Genomic DNA, 14,162 nt, shown 5'->3' on the forward strand with positions numbered 1-14,162 from the left:
AGTGCAGCAAATGAGTGAGCCGTATCTCGGTCAGATCACCTTGTTCGCGGGCAACTTCGCCCCACGGGGCTGGGCCTTTTGCCAAGGGCAGATTCTGAGCATTGCCCAGAACACTGCGTTGTTCTCGATCCTGGGCACCACCTACGGTGGCAACGGTCAGACCACGTTCGCGCTGCCTGATCTGCGTGGTCGTGCGCCGGTCCAGCAGGGACAGGGCCCCGGATTGCCGATTGTCGACCTCGGCGAGGCGGCCGGTACGCCAACGGTCACCCTGACATCGCTGAACATGGTGCCGCAGGCGGTGAACATTCCGGCCAGTACCGTGTCGGTCGCCATTCCGGCCGCCGAAGGTGATGCCGATCTGCCCGCGCCTTCGACCACTGGCGTGTTGGCCAAACCCAAGGACACCACCGGTTCCGGCGCCGCAATCGACATCTACGCCTCGACCACCAGCAACACGACGCTCAAGCCATTCAACGTCACCATCCCGGCCTCCACGGGCGTGACCAGCGGCGGTAACCAGCCGTTCTCGATCCAGAGCCCTTACCTGGGCATCAACTTCATCATCGCCACCAGCGGTATCTTCCCGTCGCGCAACTGATGTCGGGCAGGTAGCAGGAGGACTGCGGGGCGCACATCGGCGCCCCGCCGTCCGTTCAGGATTTCCCAACAAGGACAGGCCGTCCTCATTCGCAAGGACGGCAAGCATAACCAGCCCCAGGGCTGAGCGAGGGCATCATGGCATTCTGGAAACGCGGCAAGGCCACCCACACAACCACTGTTTCCACAAGCCGCCCGAGCCTTATCCAGGCCCTGGAGCCACGCATGATGTTCGACGCCTCGGTGGGCGTGGTCGCCGACCAGGGGGCTCAGGCAGTCGAGACGGCGGCTGCCGCAGCCAAGGACACCAGCGCCGCCAGCGATGCGGCCAGCACCCGCGACAGCGCCACCCACGAGCCCGTCCACGAGGCGGCGCCCGCCACCGCGCCGGTCACGGCAGCTTCGGGCAACCACGAAGTCGTGTTCGTCGACTCCGCCGTCAGCGACTACCAGAAGCTCATTGCCGGCCTGCCCGCCGGGGTCGAAGTGGTGGTGCTGGAGAACGGCAAGGATGGTTTCAAGCAGATCGCCGATTACCTCGATGGCCGCAACGACGTGACCTCGATCGATATCATCAGCCACGGTGACAAGGGCTATGTCTACCTGGCCGGCAACGCCATCTGGGCCAACCAGTTGGCCAGCCATGGCGCGGACCTTGCGCGTATTGGCAACAGCCTGGCGCCGGGCGGTGACATCCGCTTCTTTGCCTGCAACACCGGGGCCGGCAGCGACGGCCAGCTGTTCGTCAACGAAGTGGCGCGGCTCAGCGGTGCGGATGTAGGCGCTTCGTCCGACGCCACCGGTAACCGCGCCGGCGAGGACTGGGCGCTGGAGACCGTCTCCGGGGTGGTTGCAACGGACGTCGGCGTGCAGCGTGGCAACCTGTCGGCTTTCAACACTTCGCTTGCGACCATCACCGTCACCACCACCGATGCTTCGGCCATCACCAACGATGGCCAGGTGTCCCTGGCCGAGGCCATCCAGGCCGCGAACACCGACACCTCGGTGGACGGCTCGGCCGCAGGCAGCGGCAGCGACATCATCGTGTTCCACCAGAACCTGAAAGGGCAGACCATCCGCTGGTCCTCGGCCACGGCACTGGCGGTGACCAGCAACATCACCATCAACGGAGATGTCGACGGTGACGGCAAGGGCGACATCATCTTGAGCGGCGACGTCAACAACAACGGTACCCGCGACCCCCTCGAAGCCTCGGGCCTGCAAAGCAACGGCGGTGGCGTGCTGACCGTGCGCAACCTGGATTTCCGTCATTTCTCCAGCAACATCGCTGGCGGCGCGATCCGCGCCAACGGCGGCTCGATCACCGTCGAGGACTCCAACTTCGAGAGCAACGCCGGCACGGTGATCAACTCGGCGACCACCGCAGGATCCACCGTGGTGGTGCGCAACACCACGATCCACGACAACAGCGCCAGCATTGTCGGCGGCACCGCCATGTCGACGCTCGTGCGCCTGGGCGGCGCCAACAACCACGTGCTGGAAAACGTCGCCATCTACAACAACACCGGCACCTACGGCGCCACCGGCACGGTGGCGGCCGGCTCGATCATCGTGCTGAGCAACAGCGGGGGCACGGTGCGCATCACCAACAGCACCATCGCCAACAACGTGTTCCTCAACACCAGTACCGGTAGCATCGCCTCGGGCGGCCTCGGCTGGGTCAGCGGCCAGGCCGGCACGGTGACGGTGCAGAACAGCATTTTCACCGGCAATACCGTGAACGGCACCCAGCTCGATGCGGCCACCAATGGTGGCGTTGGCGGCGGCTACACCAGCACCACCAACTTGATCGGTACCGCGGTCAACTTCGTCAACACCGCCACCGGTGACTACCGCTTGGCCAGCACCGCCAGCAACGCCATCGACCAGGGCACCCTCGCCGGCGCACCGCTCACCGACCTGCGCGGCTTCGACCGGCCCCGTGGCGGTGGCGTTGATATCGGCGCCTACGAGGTGCTGTATTCGGCGCCGCCGGTGGTCGATCTGGACACCGGCACCGGCGGCAACGACAGCACGGTCAACTTCGCCGGCACGCCGGTGGCCATCGTGCCGAACATCAGCCTCACCCAGACCGACGGCGACACCCAGGTCAGCGGTGCGACCTTGACCCTCGGTGGCGTGCTCGACGGCGGCAACGAAACCCTGTCGCTCAGCGCCGGGCAGATCGCCACCGCGGCCAGCTACGGCATCACCATCAGCGGCTCCGGCACCACGGTACTGTCGCTCAGCGGTGTGGCCACCCTGGCCCAGTACCGCTCGATCCTCGCCGTGGTCGCCTACGGCAACAGCACCGGGGCATACACCAGCGGCACGCGCAGCGTGACGGTCAGCGTCAATGACGACATGGGCAGCACCACCCGCACCGCTTCGGTGGTGGTCCAGCCACTCAACGCCGCGCCGGTGATCGCCAACCTCAACGGCGACAGCCAGACCTTCACCCAAGGCGCAGGCTCGGTGCTGCTCGACAGCGGCGGCAATGCCACCGTCACCGACAGCGACTCGGCCGACTTCGCCGGCGGCAACCTGACCGTGGCGGTGAGCGCCAACGGCGTAGCCGGCGAAGATGTGCTGGGCATTCGCAACCAGGGCAATGGCGTCGGGCAGATCGGCGTCAGCGGCAACACGGTCAGCTACGGCGGCGTGGCCATCGGCACCTATACCGGAGGCACGGGGGGCGCAAACCTGGTGCTGACATTCAACGGCAATGCCACGGCGGCGGCGGTCCAGGCGGTGGTGCGCAACCTCACCTACGACAACAGCAATGCCGCCAACAGCATCGGCCAGGCCACCCGTACCTTGTCGGTCACGGTCAACGATGGCGACGGTGGCACTTCGAGCGCGGCATCGGTGTCGGTGGCCATCCACGAGACCGTCCCGCCCACCGCCACCATCACACTCAGCGACACGGCCCTCAAAGTGGGCGAGACCGCGACGGTGACGATCACCTTCAGCGAGGTGGTGACCGGCTTCACCAATGCCGACCTGACGGTGGCCAACGGCACCTTGAGCGCGGTGTCCAGCAGCGATGGCGGCAAGACCTGGACCGCCACCTTCACCCCGACCAACAACCTCACCAATGCCAGCAACGTCATCACCCTGAACAACGCGGGCGTCACCGATCTGGCCGGCAATGCTGGCGCCGGCACCACCAGCTCGGCCAACTACAGCATCGATACCGTGCGCCCGACCGCGACCATCGTGGTCACCGACAGCAACCTGACCATCGGTGAAACTTCGCTGGTGACCATCACCTTCAGCGAGGCGGTGACCGGCTTCACCAATGCCGACCTGACGGTGGCTAACGGCACCTTGAGCGCGGTGTCCAGCAGTGATGGCGGCATCACCTGGACGGCGACCTTCACGCCGACCAGCGCCATCACCGACGCGACCAACCTCATCACCCTGGACAACACCGGCGTGACCGACCTGGCGGGTAACGCCGGCAGCGGCACCACCAACTCGAACAACTACGCCATCGATACCGTGCGCCCGAGTGCGACCATCGTGGTGGCCGACAGCAGCCTGAGGATCGGTGAAACCTCGCTGGTGACCATCACCTTCAGCGAAGCGGTGACCGGCTTCACCAATGCCGACCTGAACGTGGCCAACGGTACCTTGAGCGCGGTGTCCAGCAGTGATGGCGGCATCACCTGGACGGCGACCTTCACGCCGACCAGCGCCATCACCGACGCGACCAACGTCATCACCCTGGACAACACTGGGGTGACCGATGCCGCCGGCAACGCTGGGGCCGGTACCACCGACTCGAACAACTTCGCCATCGACACCCAGCGCCCGACCGCGACCATCGCGGTGGCCGACAGCAACCTGGCCATCGGCCAGACGTCGCTGGTAACCATCACCTTCAGCGAGGCGGTGACCGGCTTCAGCAATGCCGACCTGAGCGTGGCCAACGGCACCCTGAGCGCGGTGTCCAGTAGCGATGGTGGCATCACCTGGACGGCGACCTTTACCCCGACCAGCGCCATCACCGACGCGACCAACGTCATCACCCTGGACAACACTGGGGTGACCGATGCCGCCGGCAACGCTGGCGCCGGGACCACCGACTCGAACAACTACGCCATCGACACCCAGCGCCCGACCGCGACCATCGTGTTGGCCGACAGCAACCTGACCGTGGGTGAGACCACCACGGTGACCATCACCTTCAGCGAAGCGGTGAGCGGCTTCACCCTGGCCGACCTGACGGCGCCCAACGGCACCTTGAGCGGGCTGTCCAGCAGCGACGGCGGCATCACCTGGACGGCCACCTTTACCCCGACGGTCAACGTGCAGGACACCACCAACGTCATCACCTTGAACAACACCGGGGTGGCCGACTTGGCCGGCAACGTCGGTGCCGGTACCACCAGCTCCGCCAACTACACAGTCAGTACCCTGCAGCCCACGGCGACGGTGGTGGTGAGCAACCCGGCCCTGCGCGTGGGCGACACCAGCCAGGTGACCTTCACCTTCAGCGAGGCGGTGACCGGCTTCACCAATGCCGACCTGACGGTGGCCAACGGCACCTTGAGCGCGGTGTCCAGCAGCGACGGCGGCATCACGTGGACCGCCACCTTCACCCCGACCGGCAACATCACCGACAGCACCAACCTGATCGTCCTCGACAACAGCGGCGTGGTCGGTGCGAGCAGCGGCAACGCTGGCTCCGGCACCACCAGCTCGAACAACTACGCCATCGACACCCAGCGCCCGACCGCCACCATCGTGGTGGCCGACAGCAACCTGGCCATCGGCCAGACGTCACTGGTGACCATCACCTTCAGCGAGGCGGTGACCGGCTTCACCAATGCCGACCTGACGATCGCCAACGGCACCCTGAGCGCGGTGAGCAGCAGCGACGGCGGCGTGACCTGGACCGCGACCCTGACCCCGGCCGCCGGTATCACCGACACCAGCAACCTGATCACCCTGGACAACACAGGTGTGACGGATATCGCGGGCAACGCCGGCACCGGCAGCACCGATTCGAACAACTACGCCGTCGACAGCCAGCGCCCGACAGCCACTATCGTGATCGCTGACCCCAATCTGACAGCGGGGGAGACCACCACGGTAACCTTCACCTTCAGCGAAGCGGTGACCGGTTTCACCAACGCCGACCTCTCGGTGGCCAATGGCACCCTGAGCGCCGTGAGCAGCAGCGACGGCGGTATCACCTGGACTGCCACCTTCACCCCGAGCAATGGGGTGAGGGACCTCAGCAATGTGATCACCCTGAACAATACCGGTGTCAGCGACCTGGCCGGCAACGCCGGTGTCGGCACTACCTCGTCGGCCAACTACACAGTCGACACCGTCGTCCCCACGGCCACCGTCGTGGTCGCCGACACGGCCCTGCGCGTTGGCGAGACATCACTGGTGACCATCACCTTCAGCGAAGCGGTCAGCGGTTTTACCCTGGCTGACCTGAGCGTGGCCAACGGTACCTTGAGCGGGTTGAGCAGCAGCGATGGCGGCATCACCTGGACCGCGACCCTGACCCCAACCAGCAATGTCGAGGACACCAGCAACCTGATCACCCTGGACAATACCGGCGTCGTGGGTGCGAGCTCCGGCAACGCCGGGATAGGCAGCACCGACTCCAACAACTATGCCATCGACACCCGAGCGCCCAGCGTGACCAGCGTCGGAGGCCCGGCCGGGGTTTCCTACAACGCAGGCGACGCTCTGGTGTTCGTGGTCAACGCCAGCGAAGCTGTGCAGGTGGCGGGTTCGCCGCGCCTGGCCCTGGACATCGGCGGCCACACGGTGTTCGCCGACCTGGTGGCTGGGGCCGGCACCACGACCCTGGTGTTCCAGTACACCATCCAGCCCGGCGACAACGACAGCGATGGTGTCACCGTCACCGGTCTCACCGCCAATGGCGCGACCCTCACCGACGCCGCGGGCAACGCCATGAACCTGACCCTCAATGGTGTGTCCGACACCCATCAGGTGCTGGTCGACACCCAGGCGCCGACAGCGGTCGGTATCGTCACCCTCGACCCGTCGCCGAGCAATGCACAGAGTGTGCGTTTCACGGTGACTTTCAGTGAACAAGTCAGCGGTGTCGACCTGGCCGACTTCACGCTGGTCGGCAGTGGCTCGGCATCCGGCACGCTCAGTGGCCTGCAAGCGCTGGGCGGCGGTGTCTATGTGATCACCGTCAGCGGTGTGAGCGGGACCGGTACCTTGGGCCTGAACCTCAATGGCAGTGCGACCGGCATCACCGATGTGGCTGGCAACGCGTTGGTCGGGGGGCTCACCGGTGCCGTGTACAGCATCGACCGCGATGCCTCCACGGTGGGCAGTGTCAGTGTGCCGGTCGGCGTCCTCTACAACACCGGCGATGTGCTCACCTTCGTGGTCAACACCAGCGAAGCGGTGGTGGTCGACGGGGTACCCCGTCTTGCCTTGGATGTGGGCGGGCGCACGGTGTACGCCGACTTCGTGGCCGGCTCGGGCACGCCGACACTGGTGTTCCAATATCAAGTCCAGGCCGGTGACAACGATGCCGACGGCATCCAGGTGCTGGGGCTGTCGGCCAACGGGGCGAGCCTGAGGGACGCCGCCGGCAACGCGCTGACACCGGCTCTTGAAAATGTCGGTGACACCCATGGTGTGGTCGTCGATGGTACGCCACCCACCGTGGTGTCGATCGTGGCCAACCCCTCGCCGACACCAGGTGGCCAGTCGTTTACCGTGACCTTCAGTGAGGATGTCAGCGGTGTCGACCTGGCAGACTTCGAGCTGGTGGGCAATGGCAACGCCAGCGGCACCCTGCAATCGCTGGTGCGTCTCGACGGTCGCACCTGGCAAATCAACGTCGGCGGTGTGGCCGGCGCCGGTAGCCTGGCCCTGGCGCTCAGATCCAGTGGTACCGGCATTACCGATGCTGCGGGCAACGCGCTGGTCGGCGGCTTTATCGGGCAAGGCGTGGCCCTGCAGTCGAACGATGGTGATCCGGAGTTCCGGGCCTATCCGCCCGCGCAGCCGGTGCAGGTCAGCCCGGGCATGCCTGTGTCGGTCTCGCCCCTACCGGTGACCGCGCCATACCAGTCACCGCTGTTGCCACAACCGTTGTTCGAGGTTCCGACATCGGGTGGCGGGCTGCCGACCTTGGGCAACCTGTTCATCCACAACGGCGCGCTGGCGCCGAGCTATCTGGCCCAGGTATTCGCCGGTCACCAGGGTGACAGTGCCATCGGCAATGGTTCTGGGGCCGGCTTCCTCGGCTTTGGCGGTGGGGACGCCAATGTCTTCGGGGCCAGCAGCCTGGCCAACATCTTCGACAAGACGCTGCCGGATGACGGTGGCCAGTTCGAGCTCAGCGGCGGCAAGCCGTTCCGCCAGGGAGCGGAGGCAGAGAAGGGTTTGACCGGGGCTCCAACCCTGGGGCAGCAACTGCAGGCCTTCCGGGAGGGGGAGCAACGTCAGGCCAGGCAACTGGCGCAGGCGTTGGGGCAGGTAGAGGTACCCGCGCCGCAGGCATGAGCCAGCGGACGCAAGCTATCCATTAGAAGAACAGCAGTGCCGTACCAAGGGGGCGGACAGGGATGAGCAGAGCATCGAGGATTTTCGCGGTAAGCGTGCTGGCGTTGGCGGTGACGGGGTGCGCGGTCAAGACCCAGCCCATTGACCGCAGCGTCAGCGAGCAGCGGGCAAAGGCCGACCTGGCCAGTATGTTCAAAGGCCAGGAGGCGCTGCACGGGCCGCTGACGTTGCACCAGGCCATGGCCAGGGCGGTCAAGTACAACCTGGAAGCCCGCCTGAAAGTCATGGAGGAGGCCCTGGCCCAGCGCCAGGTTGACCTGGCCAGCTTCGACATGCTGCCACGCATGGCCCTGTCGGCCGGTTATGCCGGGCGCAGTAACGTCAGCGCGTCGAGCAGCCGTAGTGTGCTGACCAACACCCAGTCCCTGGAGCCGTCGACCTCCCAGGACCGTGACCGCGACGTGGCCGACCTGACCATGGTCTGGAACGTTCTCGACTTCGGCGTCAGCTACGTCAGCGCCAAGCAGCAGGGCGACCAGCGCCTGATCGTGCAGGAGCGTCGGCGCAAGGTGGTGCAGACCATCATCCAGGACGTGCGCTCGGCCTATTGGCGGGCCGTGGCTGCCGAACGCCTGCTCAAGCAGATCGATGCGCTGATGGTGCGCGTCGACCAGGCCAGGGACAACAGCCAGCGTCTGGGCGAGCAACGCATCGGCGATCCGATCCAGGCGCTTGGCTACCAACGCGCGCTGATCGAGGCCACTCGCCAGTTGGAAGAGCAACGTCGGGCCTTGTCGCTGGCCAAGACCGAGCTGGGCGCGTTGATCAACCTGCCGCCCGGCACCGAGCTGACCCTCGCCGCCACCGATGACTACAGCGTGCCGGAGCTCAAGGTGGGCCTCGAAGCGCTGGAGCAGCAGGCCTTGGCGACCCGTCCCGAGCTGCGTGAGCAGGACTATCAGGCACGTATCAGTGCCGCCGAGGTGCGCAAGTCGATGCTGCGCATGTTGCCGGGGTTGGAGTTTTCGGCCGGCGGTCACTACGACAGCAACAGCTTCCTGATCAACCAGCATTGGGCCGATTATGGCGTGAAGGTCACCTGGAACCTGTTCAACGTGCTGTCGGGGCCTGCCTCCATAGATGTGGCCAAGGCCGGCGAGCAGGTGGTCGAGGCACGGCGCCAGGCCATGTCCATGGCTATCCTGGCACAGTTGTACGTGGCCAACGCCAACTACAATGAAGCCCGTCGCCAGTTCACCACCAGCCAGCAACTGGTGAGCCTCGACCAGCAGATCGTCGAGCAACTGCGTAACCGCCACCAGGCACAAGGGATCGGCGAGCTCGAGCTGATCCAGGGCGAGTTGAACGCGCTGCAGGCCGACCTGCGTCGCGATTTGGCTTATGCCGAGCTGCGCAACAGTTATGGTCAGCTGTTCGCCAGCGCCGGCCTCGACCCGTTGCCGCAGAGCCTGCCGTCCAATGAGCTGGCCGATATTGCCCAGGCCTTGAGCAACAATGAGGCGCGCTGGCAGCGTGGCGATATCGCCCCGGGCAGCTGAGCGCAACCAGCAGGCGCGGGGCCAGCCCGCGCCTACTGCGGTTGGTACAGTACCCGCTGCTGTACGTACGCCAGCAGTTGCGCCGTTGCTATCGACAGCGGCACGTGTGCCGTCTCCACCACCAGCTCCGGCCGCTCCGGCACTTCGTAGGGCGCATCGATCCCGGTAAAGGCCGCCAGCTCTCCCGCTCGGGCGCGGCGATACAGGCCTTTGGGATCGCGGGCCTCGCAGATGGCCAGATCAGCGTTGACGTGCACCTCGTGGAAGCCCGCCTTGCAGGCCTGGCGTGCGGCGGCGCGCCCCGCGCGATAAGGTGAGATCAACGCGGCGATGCATATCAGCCCGGCATCGGCGAACAGCGCCGCCACCTCGGCTGTGCGGCGGATGTTTTCATGGCGATCCTCGGGTGAGAATCCCAAGTCGGCATTTAGCCCTGTGCGTAATACATCACCGTCGAGCACGTAGCAGCCATGTCCCAGCTCATGGAGCTCTCGGGCCAGGGCCTGGGCCAGTGTCGACTTTCCCGCGCCTGAGAGTCCGGTAAGCCAGATGACCGCGCCAGATCGGGCACGTGCCGGTGGATGTTCATCGCTTCCTGCGTGATGCACCTTGGGCGTCTCCGAAAGGGGGAGGGGCCCAGTGTACTGCGCGGCGTGGTGGTATGTCAGTGGCCGGAAAACAGCAGTTGGGCAACGCTTGGATCGGTCAGCAGGTGGGCGGGGTCATGGCCAATGCCCGGCAGTACGTACTGGCTATGCGCGAGCGCTATCGACCAGCGCTGGGAAAGTAAAGCCTCGTAGCGCAGGTAGTTGAGTTGCCGCTCGACCCGGTCACGGCCCTGGGCCTGGGCTGCACAGCTGCGGTCCATGATCCGGCTGTGCGGGTGACGGTCGCGCTCGCCGACCAGGTAGGTCACGTCGCGTGCGGCGTAGCGGCTGAGCACCTGGCGGGCATCGAGATGCTGCGTGGCGAAGTAGTCCGGTGCGCCCGGCAGGCCATAGCGGTAACGGTCGTAGTCGGGGCACTGCGCGGCAGCTAAAGGGGCGAAGCCTTCGCCAAGGGGGCGGTTGGCATCCAGGTACAGGTAGGTGGAGGGGCTGGCGACAATGTAGCGCACGTGGATCCCAAGGGCTCGCAGCGCCTGGTCGCCCGTGCCGAGCAGCGTGTAGCGCTGCAACAGTTGGCCGCCGGCGGAATGACCGATCAACGTGATGTCTTCAAGGTGTGGAAATCGATGACGATCGCCAAGGTAGGCGAGAAGGTCGTCGAGCACCGCGAATGCTGAGATGCCGGTGCGTCCGGCCACGGACTCGTGGCCCTGCAGCCATTGGTTTTTTACCCACAAGGGCGCAGTGGGCGTTGTCTGGGGATCGTCTTCGCTGAAGAAGCGGGGGGCCAGCAGCAGCGTGTCGTCCTGGGTGAGTCCCGCATTGCCGAGCAGGATCAGGCCGTTGCGATAGTAGTGGTCGGCATCACGGTGCACGCCATGGAGCACGATCACTGCGTGTTGGACCGGCAGGCGGATGTCGAGCCTGACATTGGCATAGGTGAAGAAAGGGTAGGGCGCAGGCTTGCCCAGCGCCATCGTCTGCATGGCGTCGCCGGCCCACGCGGGCCAGGCCAGGCAGGCGAGCAACGCCAGCAGCACTCGATAACCGGTACGTAGTTGATCATTTGGCACCTTGGCGCACTCCTTCTATATAGCGCAGCACTGCGGGCGACTTTTCGAAGCGGCGGTGCACCAGGCTCAGCCATGAACTTGCCTGGGCGTCGGCGATGGGCCGGTAGTTGACCTGGGGCAAACTGATACGCTGGAACACCGACGCCGGTACCACGGCCACGCCCTGGCCCAGTGACACCAGGGTGAGTACCGCCACCAGGCTGCCCGGTTGCGGCCCCAGGCGCGGGGTGAAGTTGCCCTGGGTGGCAATTGCCAGTGTGCCGGAGACCTGCTCGGGCAAGATGAAGGTTTCGTCGGCCAGGCGTGAGGCCGGGATGGTCTTCAGTTCGTTGAGGCGCGAGCTGGCCGGTAGCGCCAGGACGAAACCTTCCTGATGCAAGGCGACGGCTTTCAGGGGCTGCGGCAGCTCCATCGGTGAACGCAAGTAGGCGAGGTCGAGTTGCCCCTCGTCGACAAGAGAGGGGAGCTCGAGCATGGGCACTTCGCGAATGTTCAGCTGTACGTCGGGATAGGCCTGGACAAACCGACTGACCTGTTGCTGCAGGGTACCGGAGTAAGCTGCCGAGGCAACGTAGCCGAGTTCGATCCTCCCACTGTCGCCGCGACCTGCACGCTGCGCACCCAACTGTGCTGCGTCGAACTGCTGCACCGCCTGTTCGGCCTCGGTAAGCAAGGCATGGCCGGCGGCGGTGAGGCTTACCTCGCGTTGGCTGCGTTCGAACAGCCGCACTCCCAGCTCACGCTCCATGTCCTGGATCTGCCGGCTCAGGGTCGGCGGGGCGATGCCCAGTTGCTCGGCGGCGCGGGTGAAGTGGCCGTGACGGGCGACGGCAAGGAAGTAGCGGAAGTGACGTATCTCCATGGGGCCTCGTTAGCCAGGCGCTAATGACGCGGGACGTGCTGGCTAACAAGCCAGGTGCCCGGCGGCGTTATGGTGAAGGCAACACTACAAGGCTGGCGTCGTGGCGGTAAAGCGGCGACGACCCGCCTGCTCTTTGTAACGGAGCCTTCATGCCTGCCGCCGCCTCACCGCGCTTCACCCTGTTCACCGCCTCGGCGGTGTGCGCCTTGATCATCCTCGACACCAACATCGTCGCGGTTAGCCTGCCCAGCATTGCCCGTGATCTGTCCGGCTCGTTCAGCGACATCGAATGGGTGGTCAGTGCGTATTTGCTGGCGTTCGCTGCCTGTCTGCTACCCGCTGGCAGCCTGGCCGACCGCTTCGGCAGGCGGCGCATGCTGCTGCTCGGCCTGGCGCTGTTCGGCGCTGCCTCGCTGGCGTGCGGCGCCGCGCCCAGCCTGTTGTTCCTTGATCTGGCCCGCGCAGCCAAGGGCATCGGTGCCGCGTTGTTGCTGACTGCCGCGCTGGCCGCCATCGGCCACCGTTTCCACGCACCGCAGGAACGCATGCGGGCCTGGGCCTTCTGGGGCGCCTGCATGGGCGCGACCATCACCTTCGCACCGCTGCTCGGTGGGCTGATCGCCAGTACCTTGGGCTGGCGCTGGATCTTCTATATCAACCTGCCGCTGGTGATCGTGCTGGCGTTCATGGTTGCAAGCAGTATCGAGGAGTCCCGCGACGGTTTGGCGGCGCGGTTCGATCCACTGGGCAGCCTGACTTTCGCCGGTGGCCTGGGCTACCTGACCTGGGCCTTGATCGACGCCAATCGGGTTGGTTGGGATAGCGCCCCCACGTTGGGGCGTCTGCTGATCGGCGTGTTCCTGCTTGGCTTGTTCGTGATGGTCGAGCGCAGCCAGGCGCGGCCGATGGTCGACCTCGGCCTGATGCGCAGCGGGCGTTTCATCGGGGCCTTGCTGGGGATGCTCGCCTATGCCGCCTGTGCGCAGGTGATGATGACCTTGCTGCCGCTGTACCTGCAGAGCGGCTTGCAGCTCTCGGCCCTGGCCGCGGGCGCGGGCATGCTGCCGTTCGCCGTGGCCATGCTGCTCACGCCTCGGTTGGGCATGCGCATGGCTGCGCGCCTGTCGCCGGCCCAGGTGTTCGCATTGGGGTTGGTCCTGGTCGGGGTGGGCAACCTGGCCTGCGCCTGGGCCACCGGCCAGAGTGGCTATGCCGCGTTCGCCCTGGCCAGTGTCGTACTGGGCGCCGGAGCCGGGCTGCTCAATGGCGATACGCAGAAGAACATCATGGCCTGCGTGCCGCGTGAGCGCACCGGTATGGCTTCGGGGCTGAGCACCACCACGCGCTTCGGGGCCATCGTCCTTGCCATAGGCATTCTTGGCGGCATCCTTGCGGCGCGCAGTGGGCAACTGCTGCGCGATGCCCTGACGCTCCAGGCACCCGAGGCGTTGGGTGTGGCGGGGGAGATGGCTACGCGGGTGGCAGCGGGGGATCTGCATGCCGCGTTGGCGTTGCTCGACCCAAGGCTGAGAGAGGTGGCGGCACCACTGGCGCGCCAGGCGTTCATCGGCGGCTTCGAGGCGGTGCTGTGCAGCGCTGGTGTCGCGGCGCTGATTTTTGCGGTGCTGGTGGGGGTATTGCTGAACAAGCCCTTGCCGATCGGGGAGGCTCCTCATCAGACAGCGCCGGACATTGCAAATATATGAAATAAACGGTTGACGGGCTTTCAGATCCCCTTATAATGCGCCCCACTTCCAGCGACATCGGAACGAAAAACTCCTTGAATATCAATGAGTTGATTGTTGAAGAGGGTGGCGGAAGTGCTTCGGTCTAACGATCAGCAGCGGTGAGAAAGGCAGTTGACAGCAGGTTGTAACGCTGTATGATTCGCCTCCCGCTACGAGAGATCGCAGCGAGTCAAGTGTTTGAAGTGAAACGA

The 14,162-nt window shown here is 65.6% G+C and carries 7 protein-coding genes; 4 read left to right on the top strand and 3 right to left on the bottom strand.

The window, feature by feature from the left end:
* Positions 1–10: 10 nt before the first annotated feature.
* The 3 genes from AC25M7_RS18405 to AC25M7_RS18415 all read left to right on the top strand — a co-directional run bounded on the left by AC25M7_RS18405 (position 11) and on the right by AC25M7_RS18415 (position 9,680).
* Entirely contained in the window at positions 11–601 is a 591-nt protein-coding gene (locus AC25M7_RS18405) for a phage tail protein (RefSeq protein ID WP_062362022.1), read from the top strand.
* A gap of 137 nt (positions 602–738) precedes the next feature.
* Positions 739–8,121 carry an Ig-like domain-containing protein gene (locus AC25M7_RS18410; protein ID WP_486971345.1) on the top strand — a complete coding sequence of 2,461 codons (7,383 nt, stop codon included), beginning with the start codon at positions 739–741 and terminating at the stop codon, positions 8,119–8,121.
* A 62-nt stretch (positions 8,122–8,183) separates the two neighbouring features.
* Entirely contained in the window at positions 8,184–9,680 is a 1,497-nt protein-coding gene (locus AC25M7_RS18415) for a TolC family protein (protein ID WP_028692044.1), read from the top strand.
* A 32-nt stretch (positions 9,681–9,712) separates the two neighbouring features.
* Here the strand turns inward: AC25M7_RS18415 and cysC are convergent, their stop codons facing one another.
* From cysC to AC25M7_RS18430, 3 genes are read right to left on the bottom strand one after another with little or no spacing between them, the layout of a single operon-like run.
* Complete coding sequence (gene cysC / locus AC25M7_RS18420) at positions 9,713–10,288, bottom strand: adenylyl-sulfate kinase (protein WP_486971346.1); 576 nt, start codon at positions 10,286–10,288, stop codon at positions 9,713–9,715.
* Positions 10,289–10,344: 56 nt separating this feature from the next.
* Entirely contained in the window at positions 10,345–11,361 is a 1,017-nt protein-coding gene (locus tag AC25M7_RS18425; protein ID WP_486971347.1) for a hypothetical protein, read from the bottom strand.
* Positions 11,351–12,223 (bottom strand): LysR family transcriptional regulator, encoded by an 873-nt coding sequence (locus AC25M7_RS18430; RefSeq protein ID WP_486971348.1) that lies wholly within the window; start codon positions 12,221–12,223, stop codon positions 11,351–11,353. Before AC25M7_RS18430 ends, AC25M7_RS18425 begins: the two co-directional genes overlap by 11 nt.
* A gap of 149 nt (positions 12,224–12,372) precedes the next feature.
* Here AC25M7_RS18430 and AC25M7_RS18435 point away from each other — a divergent pair, with 149 nt between their 5' ends.
* Positions 12,373–13,929: an MFS transporter gene (locus AC25M7_RS18435; RefSeq protein WP_197866545.1), complete on the top strand. Its 1,557-nt coding sequence runs from the start codon at positions 12,373–12,375 to the stop codon at positions 13,927–13,929.
* Positions 13,930–14,162: the final 233 nt, after the last annotated feature.

The sequence above is a fragment of the Pseudomonas sp. P106(2024) genome (genome assembly GCF_057480815.1).

Coding starts and splice junctions, on each gene's coding strand:
- AC25M7_RS18405 (WP_062362022.1), top strand. CDS start 11: ATGAGTGAGCCGTATCTCGGTCAGATCACCTTGTTCGCGGGCAACTTC.
- AC25M7_RS18410 (WP_486971345.1), top strand. CDS start 739: ATGGCATTCTGGAAACGCGGCAAGGCCACCCACACAACCACTGTTTCC.
- AC25M7_RS18415 (WP_028692044.1), top strand. CDS start 8,184: ATGAGCAGAGCATCGAGGATTTTCGCGGTAAGCGTGCTGGCGTTGGCG.
- AC25M7_RS18430 (WP_486971348.1), bottom strand. CDS start 12,223: ATGGAGATACGTCACTTCCGCTACTTCCTTGCCGTCGCCCGTCACGGC.
- AC25M7_RS18435 (WP_197866545.1), top strand. CDS start 12,373: ATGCCTGCCGCCGCCTCACCGCGCTTCACCCTGTTCACCGCCTCGGCG.